This window comes from Rhizobium sp. HT1-10 (genome assembly GCF_049472505.1).
Taxonomy (GTDB): Bacteria; Pseudomonadota; Alphaproteobacteria; order Rhizobiales; family Rhizobiaceae; genus Rhizobium.
On the sequence record NZ_JBCEBQ010000002.1, the window covers coordinates 649,711 to 674,014 of the forward strand.

The 24,304-nt window shown below is 62.9% G+C and carries 22 protein-coding genes; 12 read left to right on the forward strand and 10 right to left on the reverse strand.

Going from position 1 to position 24,304, the window contains the following annotated elements; genetic code table 11:
• Positions 1-26 precede the first annotated feature (26 nt).
• From VH564_RS08185 to VH564_RS08240, 12 genes are all read left to right on the forward strand, one after another.
• Complete coding sequence (locus VH564_RS08185; RefSeq protein ID WP_423339309.1) at positions 27-1,148, forward strand: BMP family ABC transporter substrate-binding protein; 1,122 nt, start codon at positions 27-29, stop codon at positions 1,146-1,148.
• 76 nt (positions 1,149-1,224) lie between these two features.
• A complete protein-coding gene (locus VH564_RS08190; protein WP_423339310.1) occupies positions 1,225-2,799 on the forward strand; it encodes an ABC transporter ATP-binding protein in 1,575 nt (524 codons plus the stop codon).
• Position 2,800: 1 nt separating this feature from the next.
• Complete coding sequence (locus tag VH564_RS08195) at positions 2,801-3,844, forward strand: ABC transporter permease (protein WP_423339311.1); 1,044 nt, start codon at positions 2,801-2,803, stop codon at positions 3,842-3,844.
• Positions 3,845-3,855: 11 nt separating this feature from the next.
• The gene (locus tag VH564_RS08200; RefSeq protein ID WP_423339312.1) at positions 3,856-4,791 is read left to right on the forward strand and encodes an ABC transporter permease; all 936 of its coding nucleotides are present in this window, start codon (positions 3,856-3,858) and stop codon (positions 4,789-4,791) included.
• 101 nt (positions 4,792-4,892) lie between these two features.
• Positions 4,893-5,750 carry an aromatic ring-hydroxylating dioxygenase subunit alpha gene (locus VH564_RS08205; protein ID WP_423339313.1) on the forward strand — a complete coding sequence of 286 codons (858 nt, stop codon included), beginning with the start codon at positions 4,893-4,895 and terminating at the stop codon, positions 5,748-5,750.
• 13 nt (positions 5,751-5,763) lie between these two features.
• A complete protein-coding gene (gene guaD / locus VH564_RS08210; protein ID WP_423339314.1) occupies positions 5,764-7,137 on the forward strand; it encodes a guanine deaminase in 1,374 nt (457 codons plus the stop codon).
• Positions 7,138-7,257: 120 nt separating this feature from the next.
• The gene (locus VH564_RS08215) at positions 7,258-8,136 is read left to right on the forward strand and encodes a polysaccharide deacetylase family protein (protein WP_423339315.1); all 879 of its coding nucleotides are present in this window, start codon (positions 7,258-7,260) and stop codon (positions 8,134-8,136) included.
• A gap of 15 nt (positions 8,137-8,151) precedes the next feature.
• Positions 8,152-8,481: a hypothetical protein gene (locus VH564_RS08220; protein WP_423339316.1), complete on the forward strand. Its 330-nt coding sequence runs from the start codon at positions 8,152-8,154 to the stop codon at positions 8,479-8,481.
• Positions 8,474-9,466 carry a CobW family GTP-binding protein gene (locus VH564_RS08225; protein ID WP_423339317.1) on the forward strand — a complete coding sequence of 331 codons (993 nt, stop codon included), beginning with the start codon at positions 8,474-8,476 and terminating at the stop codon, positions 9,464-9,466. The genes VH564_RS08220 and VH564_RS08225 overlap by 8 nt, the downstream gene beginning before the upstream one ends.
• 476 nt (positions 9,467-9,942) lie before the next feature.
• Positions 9,943-10,251: an ATPase inhibitor subunit zeta gene (locus VH564_RS08230; RefSeq protein ID WP_423339318.1), complete on the forward strand. Its 309-nt coding sequence runs from the start codon at positions 9,943-9,945 to the stop codon at positions 10,249-10,251.
• Between the two features lie 39 nt (positions 10,252-10,290).
• On the forward strand, positions 10,291-11,394 hold the full coding sequence (locus VH564_RS08235; RefSeq protein ID WP_423339319.1) for an efflux RND transporter periplasmic adaptor subunit: 1,104 nt from the start codon (positions 10,291-10,293) through the stop codon (positions 11,392-11,394).
• 10 nt (positions 11,395-11,404) lie between these two features.
• A complete protein-coding gene (locus tag VH564_RS08240; protein WP_423339320.1) occupies positions 11,405-14,497 on the forward strand; it encodes an efflux RND transporter permease subunit in 3,093 nt (1,030 codons plus the stop codon).
• Between the two features lie 21 nt (positions 14,498-14,518).
• Here the strand turns inward: VH564_RS08240 and VH564_RS08245 are convergent, their stop codons facing one another.
• From VH564_RS08245 to VH564_RS08290, 10 genes are all read right to left on the reverse strand, one after another.
• Positions 14,519-14,710, reverse strand: coding sequence for a hypothetical protein (locus tag VH564_RS08245; protein ID WP_423339321.1), 192 nt, complete (start codon positions 14,708-14,710; stop codon positions 14,519-14,521).
• 339 nt (positions 14,711-15,049) lie between these two features.
• The gene (gene atzF, locus VH564_RS08250; protein WP_423339322.1) at positions 15,050-16,861 is read right to left on the reverse strand and encodes an allophanate hydrolase; all 1,812 of its coding nucleotides are present in this window, start codon (positions 16,859-16,861) and stop codon (positions 15,050-15,052) included.
• A complete protein-coding gene (locus VH564_RS08255) occupies positions 16,854-17,210 on the reverse strand; it encodes a cupin domain-containing protein (protein WP_423339323.1) in 357 nt (118 codons plus the stop codon). The genes atzF and VH564_RS08255 overlap by 8 nt, the downstream gene beginning before the upstream one ends.
• Entirely contained in the window at positions 17,203-17,871 is a 669-nt protein-coding gene (locus VH564_RS08260; protein ID WP_423339324.1) for a cysteine hydrolase family protein, read from the reverse strand. Before VH564_RS08260 ends, VH564_RS08255 begins: the two co-directional genes overlap by 8 nt.
• Positions 17,871-19,424 carry an ABC transporter ATP-binding protein gene (locus VH564_RS08265; protein ID WP_423339325.1) on the reverse strand — a complete coding sequence of 518 codons (1,554 nt, stop codon included), beginning with the start codon at positions 19,422-19,424 and terminating at the stop codon, positions 17,871-17,873. Before VH564_RS08265 ends, VH564_RS08260 begins: the two co-directional genes overlap by 1 nt.
• A 1-nt stretch (position 19,425) precedes the next feature.
• Positions 19,426-20,481 carry a ring-opening amidohydrolase gene (locus VH564_RS08270; RefSeq protein WP_423339326.1) on the reverse strand — a complete coding sequence of 352 codons (1,056 nt, stop codon included), beginning with the start codon at positions 20,479-20,481 and terminating at the stop codon, positions 19,426-19,428.
• Positions 20,481-21,182: a cysteine hydrolase family protein gene (locus VH564_RS08275; RefSeq protein WP_423339327.1), complete on the reverse strand. Its 702-nt coding sequence runs from the start codon at positions 21,180-21,182 to the stop codon at positions 20,481-20,483. Before VH564_RS08275 ends, VH564_RS08270 begins: the two co-directional genes overlap by 1 nt.
• 14 nt (positions 21,183-21,196) lie before the next feature.
• Positions 21,197-22,213: a formamidase gene (locus VH564_RS08280; protein ID WP_423339328.1), complete on the reverse strand. Its 1,017-nt coding sequence runs from the start codon at positions 22,211-22,213 to the stop codon at positions 21,197-21,199.
• 11 nt (positions 22,214-22,224) lie between these two features.
• Entirely contained in the window at positions 22,225-23,151 is a 927-nt protein-coding gene (locus VH564_RS08285) for an ABC transporter permease (protein WP_423339329.1), read from the reverse strand.
• Entirely contained in the window at positions 23,151-24,221 is a 1,071-nt protein-coding gene (locus VH564_RS08290; protein WP_423339408.1) for an ABC transporter permease, read from the reverse strand. The genes VH564_RS08285 and VH564_RS08290 overlap by 1 nt, the downstream gene beginning before the upstream one ends.
• Positions 24,222-24,304: the final 83 nt, after the last annotated feature.

The window sequence follows — 24,304 nt, forward strand, 5'->3', positions numbered from 1 at the left end:
ATGCCGGCCATATGAAGGGGATGTCCATGCTAGACTTGCGTACGCTTTCACGCCGCGGCTTTTTGAACATGACTGCCGCAGGCGCTGCCTCGGTGATGCTGCCGGCGGCCCTGGGCCAGAAGGCGCTTGCCGCCTCGCCGCTTCCCGCCATCAAGGAAGAGGACGCCGTCGTCGGCTTCGGACATGTCGGACCAATTTCCGATGAGGGCTGGACCTGGTCGCACCATCAGGGCCTTCTTGCCGTCAAGCAGGCCTATCCGAAGCTGAAGAAGGTTCTCGAAGTCGAGAACATCCCCTATTCTGCGGATGCGACGCGCACCTATCGCCAGTTTGTCAGTGAAGGCGCCAACATCATCTTCGATACATCCTCCAACGGCGACTTCCTGCACGAGGTGGTCAAGCGCGCAACGGATGTTGCCTTCATGGAATGCGACGGCCGCGTTACCATGGATAATCTCGGCTGGTACTATCTGGCGCACTGGTATCCGACCTATGTCATCGGCGTCGCCGCCGGCCATCTTTCGAAGACCGGCAAGCTTGGTTATGTCGCCTCCTTCCCTGTCGCCTCCGTCTTTGCTTCCACCAACGCCTTCCTGATGGGCGCGCGCAGCGTCAATCCGAATGCCGTTCTGCAGACCATCGTCATCAATTCCTGGTTCGATCCGCAGGCGGCAACGCAGGCCGGCACGGCGCTGATCGACAACGGCTGTGATTTCCTGTTCGGTATCATGGACGAGGCCGGCTACCTGCAGGTGGCCGAGAAGCGCGGCGTCTGGGCGGCGATGTGGAACACCGATATCCGCCGCTATGGCCCGAATTCCTACGTCTCTTCGGTGATGATCGATTTCACCAAGTTCTACGTCGATCAGGTCGGCAAGCGTCTGGCCGGCACCTGGGCACCCAGCGAGCAGCTGTTTGCCATGGGCGCCGGGGTCGATCGCGACAAGTGGGGCGAGAAGGTTCCGGCCGATGTCGCCGCTGCTGCCGATGCCGTCCGCGAGAAGATCCTGGGTGGGTGGTCGCCATTCGCCGGCGAGTTGAAAGACGCCACCGGTAAGGTGCGCGTCGCGGCCGGCCAGAAGATGACCGAGCTTGAGCTCTACAATTGGGACTGGTCGGTCGAAGGCGTCTCCGGCCTTTCGGCCTGATCGCCGCGCCCATTCCTGAACCAGATCCCGGCCTTCCCAGGCCGGGATCGCAGCCCTCCGCTACCGGTGCATTGCAATGACGGAACATCCCCCACGCTTCAAGGCGCCATCCGGCGCTCCGCCGCTGGTGCAACTGCGCGGCATCTCGAAGTATTTTCCGGGTGTCATTGCCAATGAGGCCGTCGATCTCGATGTGATGCCGGGCGAAATTCACGCGCTTCTGGGCGAAAACGGCGCCGGTAAATCGACGCTGATGAATATCCTGACCGGGATATACCAGCCGGATGCCGGCGAAGTCATCATCGATGGCTATGCCAAACAGTTCGCGACGCCGCTGCAGGCGATCGCTGCCGGCATCGGCATGGTGCACCAGCATTTCAAGCTCGTGCAGGCATTCACCGTTGCCGAAAACATTCATCTCGGCTGGTCGGAAACGCCGCGTCGTGCTTCTGCCCCTGTGCTTGAGGCACGCACCGCAGCCCTTGCCGCACGCTTCAATCTCCAGACCCGACCCGGCGCCAGGGTGAGCGATCTGTCGACCGGTGAGCAGCAGCGGGTCGAGATCCTGCGGGTGCTCGCCCGTCAGGCCCGCATCCTGATCCTCGATGAGCCGACGGCGGTACTCACGCCGGCAGAAGCCAGGGAACTGTTCCGGGCGCTGCGCGACTTCGTGGCCGGCGGCAATTCCGTCATCTTCATCAGCCATAAGCTCGACGAAGTGCTCGAGATCTCCGACCGCATCACCATCCTGCGCGGCGGCCGCAAGGTGGCCACTGAAAATGCCGCGGATTGCAATCCGCGCATGCTGGCGAGGCTGATGGTGGGGCGTGACATCGTTCTTGCCGACATGCGCCAGCGTTCCCCGAATGCGGCACCCCTTTCGCCCAATCCGGTTCTCAGTCTGGAACAGATTTCTGCCGCCGGCGACAATGGCAGCGAGGCCCTGCATGGGATATCGCTCGACGTCCGAGCCGGCGAAATTCTCGGGATTGCCGGGGTTGCCGGTAACGGACAGCGAGAACTCAGCCAGGTGCTCACCGGCATGCGACCGGTCACCTCCGGTCGGATCCTGATCGACGGCCGCCCCGTCGACAAGGCGAATGCCGCTGCCTTTGCGGATAGCGGCATCGGGCACATTCCCGAGGATCGCTTGCACAGCGGCCTTGCCCCTGCGCTCAGCATTACCGCCAACGCCGTCATGCGCGAATACAAGACGAGCGCGCTCTCGGCCGGGGGCATCTACCGGCCCAATGCCGCGACGGCCCTCGCAAAGGACATCGCCGCTGCTGCCGAAGTAGCCATTCCCGATTTCGGCATGCCTGTGCGCAACCTTTCCGGCGGCAACCAGCAGCGGCTCGTGGCCCGCCGCGAGATGCGGATCGCCAGCAAGGTTCTGATCGCCGCCTATCCCAGCCGCGGTCTCGATGTGGGGGCGATCAACACGATGCTGCGCTACATCGTCGAACTGCGCGATGCCGGCGCCGGCATCATTCTGATCTCTGAGGAACTGGAGGAACTGCTGAACGTCTCGGATCGGATCGCCGTCCTCTACGAGGGCAAGATCATGGGCATTGTCGAAAACGATCAGGTCGATCTCGATGAAATCGGTCTGCTCATGGGCGGCCGCACCTTGTCGCGCGAGGCTGCCTGACATGAGTGCAGCCTGGCGTTTCCAGCGTCTTCCATCGGCCTCGCCGGTGATCGCATTTTCGGCGCGTGCAGCCGCCATTCTCCTAGCACTCGTGATTGCCGGCGGCGTCCTGTCGTTGACGGGGGCAAGCCCACTCAAACTCGGTCAGCAGGTGCTGAGCGCCAGCTTCGGATCGAGCTTCGGGTTTGAGGACCTCGGCCTGCTGTTCATCCCGCTCATTCTCACCGGCCTCTCCGTTGCCGTTGCCCAGCAGATTGGCGCCTGGAATATCGGTGCCGAAGGACAGTTCTATGCTGGCGCCTTCGCGGCTGCGGCCGTCGGGCTGTTCGTGCCCGGGCTTCCCATGCTCATCCTGCCGATGATGTTCGTGGCTGGTCTTTTCGGAGGGGCTGTCTGGATCCTCGTGCCGACGCTCGCCCGCGCCTATGCCGGCGTCAGCGAGTTGATCACGACGCTGCTGATGAACTTCGTCGCCATATTGCTGGTCTATTATGTCTCGACCAATGCCTGGCGCGACCGGACGGCGAATTCGGCGACGCGGCGGCTTTCCGCCGAGATACCGGAATTCTGGGGCTCCGTGCACTGGGGCCTGCCGGTTGCCATTGTCGTCGCTCTCCTTATTGCCGCCCTCCTCTCCTTCTCGCGCTGGGGCTACGAGGTCAGGATGGTCGGCTCGAACCCGGCGGCGGCCCACTATGCCGGCATGCCGGTACGCCGGCATCTGATCACCGTGATGCTGTTGTCCGGCGCCATCGCCGGTCTTGCCGGCATGCTGGAGATCGCAGGCACCGTCCACCGCCTTCAAGGCGGCATTTCCAACAATTACGGCTACCTCGGCATCATGGTTGCGGTGCTGGCCCGGAACTCCGCCATCGGCGTCATCTTCTCGGCGGCGCTGATGGCCTTCATCCTCAACTCCGGCATCATCCTGCAGACGCAGGGCCTGACCACCTCCGCCGTGTTGGCGATCACCGGATTGATCCTGTTTCTGACCGCGATCGGCGACGAGCTCGCCCATTATCGCATCGCCCGCGACAAGGCTTGAGGAGACGGATTATGGACCTTCTGACCGGCCTTTTCACCACGGCATTTCTCGCAGGCGGCGTGCTTGCCCTGGCGGCGCTTGGCGAGGTACTGGCCGAGCGCGTCGGCGTCGTCAATCTCGGCGTCGAGGGGCTCATGGCCATGGGTGCGCTCACCGCCATTGCAACCGTTGCCGCCTTCCCCTCACCGACCTTAGGTTTTCTGGCGGCACTTGGGGTCGGTGCGCTGTTCGGCATGCTGTTCGCCTTCGCCACCGTCATCCTGCGGGCAAACCAGGTGCTGTGTGGTCTTGCCCTGACGCTGATGGGCAACGGCCTTGCCTCAACCATCGGCCGGGCCTATTCCGGCATGCCGGCCCGCGCCGTGTTTGCAGGAATAGAAGTGCCGTTTCTGAGCAGCCTGCCGATCCTCGGCAAGGCGTTCTTCTCCCAGAACATCCTTGTTTATCTCATCTATATCATCCTCCCCGTCGGCCTCAGCTATCTCATGTTTCGCACGCGCCACGGGCTCAATCTCCGTGCCGTCGGTGAAAATCCGGCCGCAGCCGATGCAGCCGGCATTTCGGTCAATCTGATCCGCTTCATCTATGTCACGGCAGGGTCGGCGCTGGCGGCCGGATCGGGCGCCTATCTGACGTTGACGTTCGTGCCCTCCTGGTCGGACGGCGTGGTTGCCGGGCGTGGATGGATCGCGGTTGCCCTCGTCATCTTCGCCGGCTACAGGCCGATCCCGGCCGTTCTGTCCGGTCTGCTGTTCGGCTTCATCACCGCGCTGGGCTTTGTCGGGCAGGCGCGCGGCTGGCCGGTGGCACCGGCCTTCCTGTCGATGCTGCCCTACCTCGGAACCATGGCCTTCATCATCGTGCCCGTGCTCGCCTGGCAGCGTATGCGCCGGATCATGGCAGCACCGGCTGCGATCGGGCTGCCCTATTATCGCGATGTGCGCTGACACAAGCGGCGTGAGTGGGCAATGACAATTTTGCGCTGGACCATCAGGGCGCCTTGGCATCAACTGTAACGCCGACCAAGATCAACAGACGGGAGTGTTCCATGAGCAAATGTTTGGACCAGGCGGCCCTCGACCAGTGGTACGCACTCGACACCGAGACGGAAATTCCGTTTGGCACATCAGGCAACCGTCTTCTCGGCGAAGACCTCTTGGTGACCAGAGACGCGGACGGCTCGATCACGGTTGCGGCGGAAGGCCAAGCGTCACCCCTTCCCGTCATCAAGCGCTTCGGTCTCGTCTGGACGAGCCTCGGGCAGCCGGCCGGCGGTCTGTTTTCCCTTCCCGAAGCCGATGAGGACGATCGGCGCGTCGTTAATTGCGGCTCCGTCATGGTGCGGGCCTCGGGGCTGCGCATCGTCGAGAACTTTCTCGACATGGCGCATTTCCCCTTCGTTCATACCGACATTCTCGGCGCCGAACCCCATACGGAGGTCCTGCACTACAACGCAGAAATCCGCCGCGACGTGGATGAGGTTTGGGCGACCAATTGTCAGTTCTTCCAGCCGCAGGCAGCACTTTCGGCCACGGATGGCATCATGACCGATTATATCTACCGGGTCATGACACCGTTCACGACGCTGCTCTACAAGACCTGCCCGAACGCTGCCAACCGCTGGGACGTGATCTGCCTCTTCGTCCAGCCTCTCGATCCGGGCCGTTGCCGCGCCCACCCGGTCATGTTCCTGATCGACGACGTCTCGACGACGACGGAGCTTGTGCATTTCCAGCAGCTGATCTTCCTGCAGGATCGGATCATCCTGGAAAACCAGCGTCCTGTGCTGCTACCGATGGAAGCGCGGGCCGAGATCCCGACGCGGGCCGATGCCAGCTCCATTGCCTATCGCCGCTGGCTGAAGGAAAAGGGGATCACCTACGGCACGACGGCGATGGCGGCGTAACGGCGGAATTCTGATGGATCTGCGCAACAGGACACTCCGCGCCAGCGGCTTTCATTCCCCCGAGCGTGGTACGATCGACGTCCTCGAGGACGTGCTCATCGACATCGATGGCAATGGTAGGATCGCGGCGGTTCATCGCACAGGCGATCCCGGCTACGATGTCATCTGCCGCGAGCATGACGCCAGCGGCCGGCTGGTCACCTTGCCTGCGGGCTCCTACCTGTTGCCGGGCTTCGTCGACCTGCATGTCCATGCGCCGCAATACCCGCAACTCGGCAATGCGCTCGACGTGCCGCTCGAGGTCTGGCTGCAGACCTACACCTTTCCGCTCGAGGCCAGATATCGGGATCTGGCCTTTGCAAGGCGCGCCTATGGGCTGCTCGTTGACGACCTCCTGTCGAACGGCACCACCACAGCCCTCTATTTCGCCACCGTTCACCAGGAGGCAACGCGCCTGCTGGTCGATCTGTGCCTGGAGAAGGGCCAGCGGGCTCTGGTCGGCAAGGTGGCGATGGACAATGTCGACGAATGTCCGGACTATTATCGGGACGCCTCACCGGACGCGGCGCTCGATGGAACGCGGGCGCTGATCGACTATATCCGGTCCCACCCGGAAAATGCCGAAAGCCGGGTCCTGCCGGTGGTCACGCCGCGCTTTATCCCGTCCTGCACGGACGCGACGCTCGAGGGGCTTGGTGCCATCGCCGGCGAATGCGACTGCCACGTCCAGACCCATTGCTCCGAAAGCGATTGGGCCCATGGCTACGTGCTTGCCCGATATGGCCTGACCGATACCGAGATGCTCGATCGGTTTGGCCTGCTGCGGCGTCGCACGGTGTTGGCACATGGCAACTTCCTGACGGCAGACGATTTGGAGATGATCCGCGTCCGTCAGTCGGCGATTGCCCATTGCCCCCTATCGAACGCCTATTTCGCCAACGCCGTCTTTCCGCTTCGGGCAGCGCTCGAGAAAGGGCTGCATGTCGGACTGGGCACCGATATCTCCGGTGGACCCAGTGCCTCGATGCTGGAGAATTGTCGCGGCGCCATTCTCGTCTCGCGGATGCTGCAGACCGGCGTCGACCCAAGGCTTGAAGCCGATGCGCGATCGACCTTCGGGCCGGCGCAGATCAATTTTCGCGACGCGTTCCATATTGCCACCGCAGGCGGCGGGATTGCGCTTGATCTGCCTGTCGGGCAATTCACGCCGGGCTATAAGTTCGACGCCATCGTCATCGATACCGATGCTGACGGTGGAACGGTTCGTCTTTGGGATGATCTCGATCACGCTGAAAACATCCTGCAGAAAATTGTCTACACCGCATCCAGCGCCAATATCGCTGCCGTCTGGATCGATGGCGAGCAACGGTCGGGAAGTGGGATCTGATGAGTTCTGGATATAGCGGATAGAAGCAATCGTCCTCGTCACGGGATCGTCGCATTGAAGTCGTCAATTAGCGTCTGCCTCTTGTGTCTTGGATCGTGAAAATCGAAATGGAGTCTTGAAATGGCAAAGGAAATCTTCTGCAGCTTTGGTGTCGACGTGGATGCGGTGGCCGGATGGCTCGGCTCCTATGGGGGCGAGGATTCGCCCGACGATATCTCGCGCGGCCTGTTTGCCGGCGAAGTCGGCAGCCCTCGCCTGCTGAAGCTGTTCGACCGTTTCGGCATCAAGACGACCTGGTTCATCCCCGGCCACTCGATCGAAACCTTTCCCGAGCAGATGCAGGCCGTTGCCGATGCCGGCCATGAGATCGGGATCCATGGCTATACCCACGAAAATCCGATTGCCATGACGCGCGAGCAGGAGATCGAGGTGCTCGATCACTGCATCGATCTCGTCACCAAGCTTTCCGGCAAACGCCCGACCGGCTATGTCGCGCCCTGGTGGGAGTTCTCGAACGTGACAAACGAACTGCTGCTGGAACGCGGCATCAAGTACGATCATTCGCTGATGCACGACGATTTCACGCCCTATCGCGTCCGGGTCGGCGATAGCTGGACGAAGATCGACTATTCCAAGAAGCCGTCGGAGTGGATGGTCCCGCTGAAGCGCGGGGAGGAAACCGACCTCATCGAAATTCCCGCGTCCTGGTATCTCGACGACCTGCCGCCGATGATGTTCATCAAGAAATCGCCGAACAGCCACGGCTTCGTCAACCCGCGCGATATCGAGCAGATGTGGCGCGACCAGTTCGATTGGGTCTATCGCGAGATGGACTATGCCGTCTTCCCGATCACCATCCACCCCGATGTCGCCGGCCGGCCGCAGGTGCTGATGATGCTGGAGCGGCTCTTTGCCCATATGAGCAAGCATCCCGGCGTCAAGTTCGTCACCATGAACGAGATCGCCGACGATTTTGCGGCGCGTTTTCCGCGCAAGTAGAAGGCGGCTCGATCGATGTGCTCGCTTTGCGGCATTCTGGGAGGCAACGAGCACTGGGCCGATGCCGTTGCGCGTCCCGGCGTCTACACCCGAAACACCGAGCGCATCGATCGGCGGCGGGAAAGAGCCTCGCGCGTGCGCATCGCCAATCGCGTGCTGGCGGCCTTCGGCCTTTCCCTGTCCGATTGGCAGGGAACATCCTTCCTGCTGTCGACCCGCACCGGCAAGACAGAGATCATCGAGGATCTCGGTCATCTCTGGCCGGCGGCCGAGAAGCTCGCGGGCCGGGATCTCGATCCGCTCGCACCGGCGCTTCTCGACAGGCTGGATGGGGCCCATGGCTGAAGCTTATCCGGCCTTCACGCCGGTCAACCTGTTGACCGGCTTTTTGGGTTCCGGAAAAACCACCCTCCTCCGGCGGCTCCTTACCGATCCGGCCATGGCCAACACCGCGGTGCTGATCAACGAATTCGGTGAAATCGGCCTCGATCACCATCTCCTCGAGCGGATCGACGAGACCATGGTGCTGCTGCAATCCGGCTGCCTCTGCTGCACGGTGCGCGGCGAGCTGGCCGAGGCGCTGCGCGATCTTCATGCCAGGCGCGAGCGGGGAGAGGTTCCCGCCTTCGACCGCGTGGTCATCGAAAGCACCGGCCTCGCCGACCCCTTCCCGGTGCTGTCGACCCTCAAGTCCGACGCCGTGCTGCGGCATCACTTCAGGGCCTCGAACACCATCACCACGGTCGACGCCGTCAATGCGGCCAGCCAGAGCAAGGACTACGGCGAATTCTCCCGCCAGGTCTCCGTCGCCGACCGGATCGTCCTCACCAAGACCGATCTCGCATCCCCGTCCCAGGCAAACAGCGCGCTGGCCGCCATCCGCCGGCTCAATCCCGATGCGCCTCTCCAGGTCTCCACCGATGATGGGCTTGATCTCCGAGCTCTGCTCGATGAAGGTCATGACGTCGCTGAGGCAAGCATGTTTCGGTGCGACGAGCCGCTTGCATCCGAGGGTCCCTCTCACACAGGACAGATCCGCTCCTTCATGCTGGAGGCGGAGACCAGCACCAACTGGACTGCCTTCGGCATCTGGCTGACCATGCTGCTGAACCGCCACGGTGACCGTATCCTGAGGGTCAAGGGCATCCTCGACATCGAGGGCGAAGACCGTCCGGTGGCCATTCATGGCGTCCAATATCTGGTCCATCCGCCCGTGCACATGCAGTCATGGCCTGCGGGCGCACGGCGCACCGCCATCGTCTTCATCGTCGATGGTATCGAGCCCAGCTTGATCGCCCGATCCTTTCACGCCTTCAACGCCCTGGGTTGAGGTTGAGCCACAGCCAGCTAGCCTCCATACAAGACCCCACCGTTTGAACTGCCGTTGATATGGGTTGCTCCCCCTTGAACTCGTTGTTCCGGCTTCTCATATGCTGGTCAACCCATGGTCCGGGCCCCTCTGGCAGTCGCTTCCGGCGCGTCTGTGATGTCGGACCCTCCCGACAGACGATGCCGGACTAGGACCGAGGGACATGACCTTTCCCGACATGACAACCGAAAACCGTAGTTCGCGACGGATATCGCGCGACACGATGAGCCCGCGTGGTGCCGCCCCGCGCTGGCGTGGTCATTTGGACCTGATGGACCAGAGCCTGCGCAGCGCAGCGCCCACTGCGTACTGACCGCCGCATGGGGGACACGATGTCTTTGACGTCTGCGGTGTCAGCCCTCCCCTTGCGGCCGAAAGGCAACCCCAGAATAGGCGGGACGGTTTTGGCCCGCAGCAAATGCCCAATGGAGTTCGACATGACGAAGCCTGACAGTGCCCTCCCTGACACGGCACACGAAGACGGGATGGACGGTATCCGCGCCCGCCGCAATCACCTGGTCGCCCATTGGGCGGCAGCCAGGATGGGGCTCGATGAGCTGGCCAAAGCCCGATATGGCTTCGAACTGCACCAGGCCGATCACGAAGAGCCGGGAGATGCGGACGTCTTGCGCAAACTGAGATTTGACCTAGTTGCGAACGGTGTGGCCGTCGACAATGCGGAACTCAGCCGTATCATCAGCGAGTGCCATAAGCGCGCCTTGCGCGATACGCATTCCACCGACTGAACCAACTGGTGTCATCGTCTTCGGCAAGTGGGGCTCGCCATGAACAAACTCGTTTTCGGACTCTGTCTCTTCGTCGGGATCGCCGCGCTTGGAGGCGCAGCCGTCCATTGGCGCTGGATAGACCTTCCCTCCGGCTGGGGCTTGAGCCAGTCCACGGCAAGTCAGGGCCCGAACAGTGCGCCACGCACGATCGCGGTCGAGGTGGCAACGGCGAAACAGGGCACGGCAACCAGCGACATCGGCGCCATCGGCTCGCTGCAGTCGGATGAATCGGTGCAACTGGCGCCTGAGGTCGCAGGCCGCATCAGCGAGATCCGTTTCGACGAGGGCCAGCCGGTCAAGGGCGGGGCTGTCCTTGTCCGTCTCGATGATACGCTCGCCAAGGCGTCCGAAGAGGAGATGAAGGTTCGTCTCGAACTCGCCAACAGCAATTACGACCGCGCCAAGCGCATGGCCGGCAGCGGAAGCGGCACCGGCCGCGATCTCGATGTGGCGCTTGCAGAAAAGAACACCGCCGAAGCCCTGTTGAATTCGCAGCGCGCCCAGCTTGCCAAGCTCGACATCACCGCGCCGTTCGAGGGCGTCGTCGGTCTGCGGCGGGTCTCCGTCGGCAGCTACGTCGCTGCAGGCACGACCCTGGTCAACATTGAAAAGATCGACGTCATCAAGGTCGATTTCAAGATCCCGGAGGCCAATCTGCGGCGCGTGCGCATTGGCCAGAGCGTCGAGATTTCGGTCGATGCGATTGCGGACCGCACTTTTACGGGCAAGATCTACGCCATCGATCCGATGCTCGACGTCAACGGCCGTGCCATCAGCATCCGGGCAAAGCTTGAAAATGCCGATCTTGCCCTGCGGCCGGGGCTGTTCGCGCGCGTCGTCGTCAAAGGCCTGGAGGAGCGCCAGATCGTCAGCGTTCCGGAGGCCGCGATCGTGGCCCGTGGCCAGGACCGTTTCATCTGGACCATTGTCGATGGCAAGGCAAAGGAGACGAAGGTGACGCTCGGCGCGCGCAAGGCCGGAATGGCCGAGCTGGAAGGCGTGGCGGGCGGCGCGACCGTGGTGACTGCAGGCCATAGCCGCCTTCGCAACGGTGCCGCCGTCGATATCGTCGAGAACCAGACGCCGCAACCGGCGACATGAGGAGAGGCTGATGGGTTTCTCCGAACTCTGCATCCGTCGACCGGTCTTTGCGACGGTTCTCAGCCTGCTGATGCTGCTCGTCGGCGTGGTTTCCTATGACCGGCTGGCGGTGCGGGAATATCCTAACATCGACGAGCCGGTCGTCTCCGTCGTCACCAGCTACCCCGGCGCATCCGCCAGCATAATCGAAAGCCAGGTGACGCAGATCCTCGAAGGCTCCATCGCCGGCATCGAGGGCATCGACGTGCTGGAATCCACCAGCCGTTCGGAATCGAGCCGGATTACCGTCCGTTTCCGGCTGGAGATCGATCCTGACGTCGCGGCCAGCGACGTTCGCGACCGGGTGAGCCGCGTGCGCCAGCGCCTGCCCGACGAGATCACCGAGCCGGTCATCTCCAAGGTCGAGGCCGATGCCCAGCCGGTGGTCTATGTGGTCTTCCGCAACGACCGCATGAGCCCGCTCGAACTGACGGATTATGTCGACCGCAACATCGTCGATCGCTTCAAGAACGTCACAGGCGTCGCCGATGTGCAGATCTACGGCGAGCGCCGCTACGCGATGCGGATCTGGATCGATCGCGAGAGGCTCGCCGCGCTCAATCTGACAGTCCAGGAAATCGAGGATTCGCTGCGCGCGCAGAACGTCGAGATCCCGGCCGGACGGCTTGAGAGCAACGACCGCGAGTTTACCGTGCTCTCCAAGTCCGCCATCGGCACGGTCGGCGAATTCGAGAACATCATCGTCAAGCGCGGCAATGGGGTGCTGGTGCGCCTGAGCGAAGTGGCGAGGGTCGAACTGGGTGCGGCCGACGAGCGTCGGGCCGGACGCTTCAACGGCGACAATGCCATCGTCGTCGGCTTCATCAAGCAGGCCGTCGCCAATCCGCTCGATGTGTCCGCCGGGATAAACGCCATCCTGCCCGACATCAATGCCAATCTGCCCGAAGGCATGACGGGTGCGATCGGCAACGACAATTCGATCTTCATCGACCGCGCGCTGAGCGCCGTCTACACGACGATTGTCGAGGCGATCGTGCTGGTGCTGCTGGTCATCGTCATCTTCCTGCGCTCGTGGCGGGCCTCGATCATTCCGATCGTCACCATTCCGATCTCGCTGATCACCACCTTTGCCATCATGTTCGCGCTCGGCTTCAGCGTCAACACGCTGACGCTTCTCGCCATCGTGCTTGCCATCGGCCTGGTGGTCGATGACGCCATCGTCGTGCTGGAAAATATCTTCCGGCATATCGAGGATGGCATGGCGCCGATACCGGCCGCCATCAAGGGAACGCGGGAGATCGGCTTTGCCGTCATCGCCATGACGTTGACGCTGGCTGCGGTCTACGCTCCGGTTGCCTTCGCCACCGGTCGGACGGGCAAACTTTTCCTCGAATTCTCCCTGACGCTGGCCGGCGCGGTCATCGTCTCCGGCTTCGTGGCGCTGACCCTGACGCCGATGATGTGTTCCAGGCTGCTGAAGCACGAGGCAGCACCCGGGCGCGTCTCCCGCTTCATCGAGCGTGGTCTCAACGGCCTCGAGAATGGCTATCGCCGGCTGCTCACCGCATCGCTGAAGATGCGCCCGATCATCGCGCTGGTTGCCGTGGTCATCGCCTCGGGGAGCGCCTACTTCTATTTCAGCCTGCCGCAGGAACTGGCGCCGGTCGAGGACCGTGGCATCATCCGCGTGGTCGGCACGGCACCCGAAGGATCGACGCTCGCTTACACAGCGCGCTACTCCAAGCAGGTGGAGGCGCTGCTGAAGCCGATCGCGGAGGTCGGCAGCATCCAGACGATCAACGGCATGCCGGAGGTCAATCGCTTCATGGTCATTGGCCGGCTCAGCGATTGGGATGCGCGCGACCGGCGCCAGCAGAAACTGGTGGCGGATCTGCTGCCGGCGCTCAGGCGGATTGCCGGCGTCAATGCCTTCGCCAACAACCCGCCGTCGCTCGGCACCTCGAACAACGCACGCCCGATCGAATTCGTGCTGCAAAGTTCCGGCACCTACGAGGAGCTGGACGCGCTGTCCCGGCGGTTCATGGAGCGCCTATCCGACTATCCGGGGCTGACCAACGTCGACAGCGATCTCAAGCTCAACAAGCCGGAGATGACCATCAACATCGACCGGGAAAAGGCTTCCGATCTCGGCATTGATATCTCCGTGATCGGCAGGACGCTGGAGACGCTTCTCGGCGGCCGGCAGGTCACGCGTTTCGAGAACGACGGCGAGCAGTATGACGTCTATGTGCAGCTTGCCGCCGAAGATCGCACCTCGCCCTCCACTCTTTCGACCATCTTCCTGAAGTCGCCGACCGACCAGATGGTGCAGCTTTCCAATCTGGTCGCGGTCAAGGAGACCGTGGCGCCGCAGGAGCTGAAGCGATTCAACCAGCTGCGCGCCGTGACCATTTCCGCCAATCTTGCCACAGGCGTCTCGACCGGCGAGGCGCTGGCTTTCATGGAGACGGTCGCCAGCGAAGTCCTGCCGGATACGGTCCAGACCGATGTCGCCGGTCCGAGCCGTGAATTTCGTGCGTCCGGGCAAAGCCTGCTGGTGGTGTTCCTGCTGGCTCTCGGCTTCATCTATCTGGTTCTGGCAGCCCAGTTCGAGAGCTTCCGCGATCCCTTGATCATCATGGTGACCGTGCCGCTATCGATGACCGGCGCACTGGCCGCGCTCTATCTGGCCGGGGGATCCCTGAACGTCTACTCGCAGATCGGCCTGGTCACTCTTGTCGGGCTGATCACCAAGCACGGCATTCTCATCGTCGAATTCGCCAACCAGCGGCAACAGGCGGGCGACGAACGGTTGCCTGCGATCATCGACGCAGCCGTAGTGCGGCTCCGCCCGATCTTGATGACGACGGGCGCCATGGTTCTGGGCGCCGTGCCGCTGGCGATCGCCGAGGGTGCCGGCGCCGAAAGCCGGCAGCAGATCGGCCTCGTCATCGTCGGCGGAATGACCCTGGGAACCTTGCTGACGCTGTTCGTGATCCCGATGGTCTACTCGATTGCCGGACGAAGATTTGCCGCGGCTGCCGAAAGGGACCAAGTCGATGTGCCGCAAGCGCCAGCCACGCCTGCAGCTCGAATGCATTGATCCTTGGAAGATGTCGCGTCGTCAGAGCAGCCGGAACAGGGAAACGATGCCTTCCAGCACCGACGATCCGCAGAAAGGCCCGACCAGCGCCATCAGCAGGTTAAAAGCCAGAACAATGATAAGAAGTCGCTCCTGCTTGGCCGTCAGCTGCCTGTATTTCTTCTCCGGCTGTGGCTCTCTGCGTGGCTGGTAACTGTTGAGGTCGCGAAACATCCGTTTATCCTTTGAGTAGAGGACGAATAGAAAGGGGAAGCAAACGATGAAAAGGGACTGTCGCAAATCTACGCCATCTACGACCCCTTGCAAGCGCCAGTCGGTTCACCCGCTCAATCGTAGCTATTCCGGTTTGCGCAATCCGAGGTGAGAATGAGCGACAGGCGCCGTCTGTGAGGGAACCAAACCCGAAGGCTCGTTTCGTCCCACCGAACTTCTACGGCACCGGACTCCCATTGGATGACATCTATGTTATCCGCACGGACGCAGGCGGTCTGAAACGCCAGAGCGGGTTGCGCCTGATGCAAGCGTTGCGCGCAAACCCGGCGATGGCGGGTTCTATGCTTTCGCGCTTTCCCTTTCGACGAAGGCACGCCAGCCGCCATAGGCCGAGATGTCCTCGGCCCCCTCAAGGCCTATCTGCTCGACCAGGAATCCCTTTATCCGGCTGCCGTCGCTGAGGACAATGGTACCGATACCGAGCGGCGGAGGAATGGCGGCGACGAACCTGCCGAAGGCGGCGGCGGTGAGCCGCCAGACCTCGACCGCAATCCTTGTGCCGGTGTTTTCCGGGCAGCGAGTGAGGCCGGGCTTGGCCGGCGTCTGACCGGCAAGGCTGAAGAGCCGGTAGTCGGCTGATGTCTCCGCCTCACGCACAAATCGGGCATCGAGTTCACGCAGCTGGATATTGAGCGGCATGCCGGAGAGGTGCGCGCCCACCACAACAAGGTCGATTGTGTCGGCTTCGACGATTTCCTCCATCGGCATCGCCGGCGGCTGCGGCCATCCGGTGGCGCCGAGCGTCAATCCGCTTGCTCTTTGGATTTCTGCCGCAAGGGCGGCCGTCAGCCCGTCCTTGCCGGCGGAGGCGAGCAATGTCACGCTTGCCGGCAATCCGTCATCTCGCTTGCCCGTCGGCACGGCGATGCCGCACATGTCGAGTAGATTGACGAAATTGGTGTAGGTCCCCAACCGGCTGTTTTCGCGGATCGGTTCCTGCTCCAGTTCTGTCCGGGTGTAGTGACGGGGCGCCGTCGGCACGCAGAAGAGATCGACGGAGGCAATCAGCGGCGCGACTGACTTCTTCAACGCCTGCAGTGCATAGAGACCGTTGAAGGCGTCGGCGGCAGACAGGGACCTCGCGCCGCCGCAGATCTTGCGAGTCACGGGGTGGAAGCTTTCCTCCCTGCTGTCGAAGAAATCTTTGACTGCCGCATAGCGCTCGGCCACCCAGGCGCCCTCATACAGCAGATCGGCGGTTTTGTAGAAGTCGCCGAAAGGCACCGTGATCAGTCGGTGGCCGAGACTTGCGAACAGCGACAGCGCGTCTTCATAGGCAGCTTCCATGGACGCATCGCCGAAGAAGCGCCGGTCTTCACGAGCCGGAACGCCGATCGTCAGCACCGGCGGCAGGGCGCCATGGCCTGTCACGGGTATCGCTTTCGAATAGGCGTCCGCAGGATCGTAGGTCGCGGCGATGGAAAACACTTTCCAGGCATCGTCGGCAGTCAGCGCGAAGATGGAAACGCAGTCCAGCGTGCGGCAGGCGGGAATGACGCCGGTGGTCGAAAGGGCGCCGACACTCGGCTTCAGGCCGACGATGTTGTTGAGGCCCGCAGGAATGCGCCCCGAACCCGCCGTGTCGGTGCCGAGTGCGAAGGTGACGATGCCGTGCGCGGTGGCAACGGCTGAACCGGAGCTCGATCCGCCGGGGACCAGCGAGGCGTCGATCACATTGCGCGGCACCGGAAAGGGCGTGCGGACGCCGACGAGGCCGGTTGCAAACTGATCGAGATTGGTCTTGCCGATGACAATCGCGCCTGCCTCCTTCAGCAGGCGCACGACCGTGGCATCGGTTTGCGGCTGGTAGGCATAATCCGGGCAGGCTGCGGTGGTCGGCATGCCGGCAACGTCGATGTTGTCCTTGACGGCGAAAGGAACGCCCCACAGCGGCTTGGCGACCGGATCGTAATCACCGAGCTTTGCAGCCTGCGCAAGCAGGTCCTGCCTGTCGGCGATGTGCAGAAATATACCAGCGTCATCGACGGCGGCGATGCGCGCGAAAACCGTCTCAATCATCTCGGCGGCGGTCCAGCCGTTGGAATAAGCGGCGTGCAGCGAGGCAAGATCGAATGCCTGTCCTTCAGTCATTGTCATTCTCTTCCAAAATTTTCACAGGCCGGTCCCATTGAATGAGCACGACACATCCCGTTTCCGACCAGACCGAATGCTCGGTTCCGGTCCTGTTGATCACCAGGCTCCCCGGGCCGTAGTCGCCGGTTTCGTCGGATTGGACACCCTGCAGCACCAGGATCGTTTCCAGCCCCATGTGGCGGTGGCGAGGCACGGAGGCACCGGCCTCGTATTTCAAAAGGGCGACGCCCGGCTGATCGTCCTCGAAATTCTGCACCCAGTGGAGCGTCACTCCCGGCCGGAAAGGACCGAACTCAAGCGTCTTCCAGCCGCCGGACGTAAGGCTTTCGCGTGTCGTCTCAGCCATGGGTCAGTGCCTCCAGAATATCGTCGAGATGGGCCGTCCAGCCGACGATTGCCCCCTGGGCGCGGATCATCGCGATGGCAGCCATCTTGAATTCCTCGAAATAGCTCTCCGTTGCCTCCTCGCAGAGCAGGCACTCGTAGCCACGATCATTGGCCTCGCGCATCGTCGTCTGCACGCAGACCTCCGTTGTAACGCCGGCAAATACCAACTGTTCGATGCCGCGCGCTTTCAGGATCTCTCCGAGAGGTGTCGCATAGAAGGCGCCCTTGCCGGGCTTCTCGATCACCACTTCACCATGGATGGGCGCCACAGCATCGAGAATGGCGGTCCCGGCCTCGCCGGCAATCAGAACCCTTCCCATCGGTCCGAGATCGCCAATCCGCAGGCTCGGATTGCCGCGGTCGCGTTTGGCCGGCGGCAGGTCGGACAGATCCGCCCTATGGCACTCCATCGTGTGGATGACCGGCAGTCCGGCCGTCCGGAATCCTTCGATCAGCCTGGCGACGTCAGGGATGATCCTGGTGATGCGGCTGACATCGTTGCCGAGGCTTTCGCCGAAGCCGCCCGGTTCGGCGAAGTCGCGCTGCATGTCGATGACGACGAGCGCGATCCGCTCGCGCCTCAGGGGGAATGGAAAGGGCTGGGCTTTAATCTCTCGCATCAGTGGTGCCCCGCCATGTGGGCGCCGATAACCCCGATATCCGCATCGCGGATCGGTGTCTCGTAGACCAGCTTGCCTTCGGACATCACCATGATCCGGTCCGACATTTCCATCAACTCGTCGAGGTCCTCGGAGAGCAGCAGCACGGCTGTGCCGGCGTTGCGGGCCCTCATGATGCGGGCGCGGATTTCGGCGACGGCCGAAAAATCGAGACCGAAGCATGGATTGGAGACGATCAGCAGATCAACCTCGCCGGTGAGTTCCCGGGCGAGCACCGCGCGTTGGACATTGCCGCCGGACAGCGAGGCTATCGGCGATGACATCGACGCGGTCTTGACCTTGAAGTCGGCAATCAGCGCCGCCGCCCGCTGGCGCATTGATGCCTTGTCCAGCCAGGCGGCCGTCTCACCCGTCTTCGGTTTGACGTCGAAGGTCCGGAAGGCGAGGTTCTCGGCAACCGTCATCCTGGGCGCGCAGGCGTTTGTGAGCGGCTCCTCGGGAATGAAGCGGACATTGTGGATGCGGGTTTCCTGTCGCGTCGCGCCATAGGCCTTGTCCATGACGAAAACGCTGCCGGTTTCAGGCGGACGCTGGCCGGCAAGGATTTCCGCCAGCTTCTTCTGTCCGTTGCCGGAAATCCCGGCGATACCGACGATCTCGCCGGCATGCACCTTCAGGTCTTCGATATCGATGCTCTTCAATCCCGACCGATCCTTCGCCCGCACACCGCTCACCGTCAGCACCGATCTCGCCGCGTCATCGACAGGCAGACGCGAGTCGAGCTTGGCGAGCTTGACGTCGCCGATCATCATGGCAGCCATGTCCTTGGTAGTAAGGTCGCTGACCTTGCCGCCACCGGCCATCTTGCCGCGCCTCAGAACGGTGACGGCGTCGGCGAATTTCGTCACTTCGTGGAATTTGTGGCTGATCATCAGCACGGTCAATTCGCCGCGTTCGGTCATGCCGCGCACCAGGCCGAGCATCTCGTCTGCCTCCGCCGGTGTCAAAACCGAGGTCGGCTCGTCGAGCACCAGAAACGAGCGGCCGAGATAGAGCTGCTTGACGATTTCGAGCTTCTGCTTCTCGCCGGCGGCGAGTTCGCGCACCGGACGGTCGAGGGGGATCCTGAAGGGCATCCGCTCCATGAACAAGGCGAGATCTCGGTTTTCTTTCGCCCAGTTGATGACAGGAGGCACCTGCGCGCGGCTGATCACCAGGTTCTCGGCCCCGGTCAGCGACGGCACCAGCGTAAAGTGCTGGTAGACCATGCCGAGCCCGTAGCTTGCCGCATCCTTCGGCGAGTCGATCGTCACTTCGCGGCCTTCGACTGACAGCGAGCCAGATGTCTGGTGATAGAAACCCATGATGCATTTCACCAGCGTCGACTTGCCGGCGCCGTTTTCGCCGAGCAAAGCATGGAAAGAGCCTGCGGGCACGTCGATCGACACATGATCGAGCGCGGTGAAGCCACCGAAGCGCATGGTCATGTCGAGGGTCTGTATCCCCACGGCCTTGCCGCGCGGCGGTAACGGGGTGTCGCGGATCTGGATCATGTCAGCCCTGCCTTTCCACAATGATGGCAACGGGTCCGCCTCCAGGCGGCCCCTGGTGTTCGGCACCGCCGGAGACGTAGAGATCGGTCATGCCGAACAGGCCCGCAAGGACGCCGCCGACGAAGGCGCGTGCATGGCGGGTCGCGGAGATATCGCTGTCGTCAAGCATGGTGTGCCGGCGTCCGCGCACGGCGCCGGAAGGGTCTGCCTCGGCCTTGGCGAGAACTGCGACGAGGGCGGCGTCCATCGGCAGCCGCTCGCGTGCGGCTTTCACAGCGGCCAAGTCGATGGCATCTTGCATGACGGCATGATCGATGGCGAGCGGCCCCGACCAGCGGGGGCTCATGCCGAGCACGACGATTTCGTGGTCCACCAGTTCTACGCCGGCGGAGGTCGAGGCTCGGGCGGAGAAGATGTCTAGCCGGCTACCGATATCGGCATCGGAGATCACATCCGGATCGAGTTCGCGAAGCGCCACCGCCACGCCGAGCGCCGCGGCGCCGCGGGAGTAGCCCATGGATTTCAGGGCATCGCGGGTCACCGTCGTGCCGCCGGCTTGCTCGACCTGCTGCACCCGACTTTGGGTTAGAAGCGGGCATTTGATCTGGACGAAGTGGACGTCTTCCAGCGTCTCGATCCCGGCATCGGCGATGGCCGCGCGCACCGCGTCTGCCACCATCAGGACCTGTTGCCTGCGGCCGAGATGCTGCCAGGGCAAGGCCGGCGTGCGGGCGACGCCGATAGCGAGCGCGCCTGTGCCTTCCTCCGCCACCTCCTGCCTGCCGAACACGGTCCAGTGGGGCGATAATGCGCCCTCCGTGCCGCCGGACATTACGAGCGAGGCTCCGGATATGCCGTGTTTTGCAAAGAGCGTTTCGAAGCTTGAGGTGGCGAAGGCGCGGGTGAAGTCGTTGACGCAGCCATTTCCCTCCGTCTTGCCGAGGATTGCAACGAGATCGCCCGGTGCCAGGGCGGCATCGAACAGGGCCTCGACGCCGCTGGTGTCGTTGGGTCCATCAGCTGCAATACGGGCGACGAAGGCGCGGCGGGAGGGCATCAGCCGATCCCCTCGATGACCGCCTGCGACGTCGACACGGCGCCGAAGACGCCGCCCTGCATCTTGATCATCTTGATGGCGGCGAGATGGTTGCCATAGTCGGTGGCCCCGCAGCAATCTTCCAGCATGACGCATTCGAAGCCGCGGTCATTGGCCTCGCGCATGGTGGTGTGGACGCAGACGTCGGTGGTGATGCCGGTGAGGACGATGTTTTCGATACGCTTCTGGTGGAGGATGAGCTCCAGGTCGGTCGCGGAGAAGGATCCCTTACCCGGCTTATCGATGATGGCTTCTCCCTCGATCGGGTAGAGTTCCTCGATGATGTCCCAGCCCGGCTCGCCGCGCACCAGGATACGGCCACAGGGGCCGACATCGCCGATGCCGGCACCGATGCGCTGCGAGCGCCAGCGCTTGTTGGCCGGCAGGTCGGCGAGATCCGGCCGGTGACCCTCGCGCGTATGGATGATGTGATAGCCCTTTTCCCGCATGGTCGTGAGCACCGCCTTGATCGGCGCGATCGGTGCGCGCACCAGCGACAGGTCGTAGCCCATATGGTCGACATAGCCGCCGGGACCACAGAAGTCGGTCTGCATGTCGATGATGATGAGCGCGGTATTGTCGGGTCGCAATGCACCGTTATAGGGCCAGGAATAGGGATCGGCCTTGATGTAGCGCCCCGTGGCTTGCGTTTGTCCATCCATATCGAGACCTCCTCCTATTCGCCGCTTGGCTTCGATGTATTTCCATAGACACGTGTCGGCTTCTCGAAGCCGCATGTCGTTCCATCCTTGACCTTGATCTCATCCTCCCAGGGCAACCGGTATTGCCCGGCGATGAGATCGTGCATGTAGCTATAGGGCGCATCGCCGGCGCCGCCGGCCACGGCCACGTAGCCGCGATGTCCGAACTGGTAGATATTGTTCTCGACACCCCAGCCGCGCCGCGCCTCGCGGACCAGATCGGGACGCACTTCGGCGGTGATGATTTCGTTGACGCGGCCGGAGGTGCCGTGGGCGATGATCGCGCCGTCGAAATTGCAGATCATCCCCTCACCCATGGAATCGAAGCTTCCATCCGAACCGGACATGCAGACGCTGGCGGTGACCATGAGGTTGCAGAAGGCGTTGGACTGGTTGGTGAAGCGCCAGCTGTCGCGGATCGGCGCGGTATAGCCTGCGGTGCGGATCATGATCTCCGCGCCCTTGTAGGCGCATTCCCGGGCCATCTCCGGGAACATGCCGTCGTGGCAGATGATGAGAGCGAGCTTCGCACCCTTGGGTCCGTCGATGACGGGAATGCCGAGATCGCCGGGCTCCCAGGGCTCCACCGGCACCCAAGGGTGCATCTTGCGGTAATAGAGTTTAAGTTCGCCCTGGTCGTCGATGACGATGCCGGAATTGTAGGGCATGCCGTCGGGATTGAATTCCATGATGGAGAAGCAGCCCCAGATATGGTTGTCGCGGCAGGCCTTCTTGAAAGCGGCAACTTCCGGACCGTCCATCCGGCACATGATCTCCGGGTTGATGTCCATCGACAGGCCGTGCAGCGCATATTCGGGAAACACGACGAGATCCATGCCGGACTGGTTGCGCCGCGCCTTGCCGACGAGATCGACGATCACCTGCGTCTGCCTTGCGAGGTCGGCCTTCGTCACCGTGACCGGCAGTTGCAGTTGAACGAGGCCGATGCCGACGCCGTTTTCCGAAATGTTCAGTCCACCGAGACCGTTCATGGGATGTCCTTCTACTTGGTGATGGAGAGCGACGCCGGTGCCCCGGCAAGCGATCGGTTCGGAGAGGATGTGGCGATCAGGATGACCAGCGTCAGAACGTAGGGTGCGGCGTAGAACAGGTAGTAGCCCTGCGTCACCCCGACCGACTGCAATGCGGGACCGAGCGCCCCGGCGCCGCCGAACAGGAGAGCGGCCAGGAAGCAACCGATCGGGTTCCAGCGGGCAAAAATCACCAGTGCGACGGCCATCAGCCCCTGCCCCGAGGAAATTCCCTCGTTCCAGGAGCCTGGGTAGAACAGCGACAGATAGGCGCCGCCGACGGCCGCCAGCGATCCGCCGACCGCAGTTGCCAGCAGGCGCACGGTGTCGGGGTTGAGGCCCATGGCGCGCGCCGCGTCCGAACTGTCCCCCACGACCCGCAGGATGAGGCCGATCCGGGTGTTGCGAAAGCTCCACCACAACGCGACGGCGAGAAGAGCGCCAAGGACGAACAGCACATTGATGTTCAGCGCCGACTGGATCTGCGGCAGATGCGACCATGCGCCGAGCGGAATGGATGGCAGATGGGGCGCGACGGGTTTGATAAAGGACTTGCCGAGGAAGAAGGCGAGCCCCAGCCCGAACTGCATCATGGCAATGCCGATGGCGATGTCGTTGACCTTGGGAAACTTGCAGATGAAGCCATGGACGAGGCCGAAGACCGCGCCTGTCGCCATGGCCGCCAGCACGCCGAGCCAGGGCGAGCCTGTCATTACGGCGACGGCATAGGCCGTCATCGCGCCGAACACCAGCGTGCCCTCGAGACCGAGATTGATGCGCCCGGAACGCTCGGTGATCGATTCGCCGAGGCTGACGAAGATGAACGGCGTCGAGACGCGGATGGCGCCGGCGAAGATGGCAAGCGGGACCCCCCAAAGGCCGATTGAAGTGTCGTCCATCAGGCGCTCCTCTTCCAAAGGTCGGGATTGAAAATCCTGAAGCGGCCGTAAAAGGTCTCGCAGAACAGGATGATGACGAACAGTGTTCCCTGCAGCACGAGCACGGTCGCATCCGGCAGGCCCATCCGGCGCTGGATCAGCCCCCCGGAAGCGTCGATGCCGCCGAGCAGGATGGCGACGGGTATGATCGCCAGCGGATTGTGGCGCGCCAGGAACGCCACCAGAATGCCGGTATAGCCATAGCCGGCAGCCAGCGACGCATTGGCGCTGCCCTGCACGGCCGAGACCTGCACCATGCCAGCCAATCCGGCAAAGCTCCCGGCCAGCGCCGTGAAGCCGACGACCAGACGCCCGACCGGCAGCCCCTGGATCTGCGCGGCCCGAACATTGCCGCCGGCTATCCGGGCGGCAAAGCCGATGCTGGTGGCCTCGATCAGGATCCAGCACAGGACACAGGCAACAATGCCGATCGCCAAGCCCCAGTTGACGTCCATGCCGGGTATATGGCCGAGCATGAAATTGGCGGGCAGGGTCGCGGTCGACGGCTTGTTGAGACTGGCCGGATCGCGCAGCGGCCCCTCGATCAGATGGTTCATCAGGGCGATGGCAATATAGGCGAGCAGCAGAGAGGCAATGGTTTCGTTGACGCCGCGATAGTGTCTGAGGAAGCCGGCAAGGCCGATCCACAGGGCGCCGGCCAACATGCCGGCAATAGCCATCGTCGGAATGACCAGGATTGGCGGCATGGAGGCCGTCAGCGGCAGCGCGACTGCCGCTGCGGCAACGCCGCCAAGCACGACAGCCCCCTCCCCCCCGATGATCACGAGACCGAGACGGGCAGGCAGCGCCACGCAGAGCGCCGTCAGCAGGAGCGGCGCCGCGCGGCTCAGCGCGTTCTGGACGGAGAACCAGCTGCCGAAGCCACCGGCATACATCAGCTGGAAGAGGACGGCCGGCGACTTGCCGACCGAAAGGATGAAGAGCGAAAAAAGCGCCAGCCCGATGACGATCGCGGCAAGCGAGATAATGACCGGCTCGGCCCGCCGAGCCAGCCATTCACGGGCCGGCATAAAGCGCGCCGTTGCTGATGCCAGCGAAGATGTCGTTGACGTTTCGGTGTCGATCGCCATGGCGCGCCCTCCCCTTCGGATGA

Coding starts and splice junctions, on each gene's coding strand:
- VH564_RS08275 (WP_423339327.1), bottom strand. CDS start 21,182: ATGGATGGACAAACGCAAGCCACGGGGCGCTACATCAAGGCCGATCCC.
- VH564_RS08230 (WP_423339318.1), top strand. CDS start 9,943: ATGACGAAGCCTGACAGTGCCCTCCCTGACACGGCACACGAAGACGGG.
- VH564_RS08240 (WP_423339320.1), top strand. CDS start 11,405: ATGGGTTTCTCCGAACTCTGCATCCGTCGACCGGTCTTTGCGACGGTT.
- VH564_RS08280 (WP_423339328.1), bottom strand. CDS start 22,213: ATGAACGGTCTCGGTGGACTGAACATTTCGGAAAACGGCGTCGGCATC.
- VH564_RS08285 (WP_423339329.1), bottom strand. CDS start 23,151: ATGGACGACACTTCAATCGGCCTTTGGGGGGTCCCGCTTGCCATCTTC.
- VH564_RS08220 (WP_423339316.1), top strand. CDS start 8,152: ATGTGCTCGCTTTGCGGCATTCTGGGAGGCAACGAGCACTGGGCCGAT.
- VH564_RS08205 (WP_423339313.1), top strand. CDS start 4,893: ATGAGCAAATGTTTGGACCAGGCGGCCCTCGACCAGTGGTACGCACTC.
- VH564_RS08290 (WP_423339408.1), bottom strand. CDS start 24,221: ATGCCGGCCCGTGAATGGCTGGCTCGGCGGGCCGAGCCGGTCATTATC.
- VH564_RS08265 (WP_423339325.1), bottom strand. CDS start 19,424: ATGATCCAGATCCGCGACACCCCGTTACCGCCGCGCGGCAAGGCCGTG.
- VH564_RS08225 (WP_423339317.1), top strand. CDS start 8,474: ATGGCTGAAGCTTATCCGGCCTTCACGCCGGTCAACCTGTTGACCGGC.
- VH564_RS08185 (WP_423339309.1), top strand. CDS start 27: ATGCTAGACTTGCGTACGCTTTCACGCCGCGGCTTTTTGAACATGACT.
- guaD (WP_423339314.1), top strand. CDS start 5,764: ATGGATCTGCGCAACAGGACACTCCGCGCCAGCGGCTTTCATTCCCCC.
- VH564_RS08200 (WP_423339312.1), top strand. CDS start 3,856: ATGGACCTTCTGACCGGCCTTTTCACCACGGCATTTCTCGCAGGCGGC.
- VH564_RS08215 (WP_423339315.1), top strand. CDS start 7,258: ATGGCAAAGGAAATCTTCTGCAGCTTTGGTGTCGACGTGGATGCGGTG.
- atzF (WP_423339322.1), bottom strand. CDS start 16,861: ATGACTGAAGGACAGGCATTCGATCTTGCCTCGCTGCACGCCGCTTAT.
- VH564_RS08260 (WP_423339324.1), bottom strand. CDS start 17,871: ATGCGAGAGATTAAAGCCCAGCCCTTTCCATTCCCCCTGAGGCGCGAG.
- VH564_RS08190 (WP_423339310.1), top strand. CDS start 1,225: ATGACGGAACATCCCCCACGCTTCAAGGCGCCATCCGGCGCTCCGCCG.
- VH564_RS08255 (WP_423339323.1), bottom strand. CDS start 17,210: ATGGCTGAGACGACACGCGAAAGCCTTACGTCCGGCGGCTGGAAGACG.
- VH564_RS08195 (WP_423339311.1), top strand. CDS start 2,801: ATGAGTGCAGCCTGGCGTTTCCAGCGTCTTCCATCGGCCTCGCCGGTG.
- VH564_RS08270 (WP_423339326.1), bottom strand. CDS start 20,481: ATGCCCTCCCGCCGCGCCTTCGTCGCCCGTATTGCAGCTGATGGACCC.
- VH564_RS08235 (WP_423339319.1), top strand. CDS start 10,291: ATGAACAAACTCGTTTTCGGACTCTGTCTCTTCGTCGGGATCGCCGCG.
- VH564_RS08245 (WP_423339321.1), bottom strand. CDS start 14,710: ATGTTTCGCGACCTCAACAGTTACCAGCCACGCAGAGAGCCACAGCCG.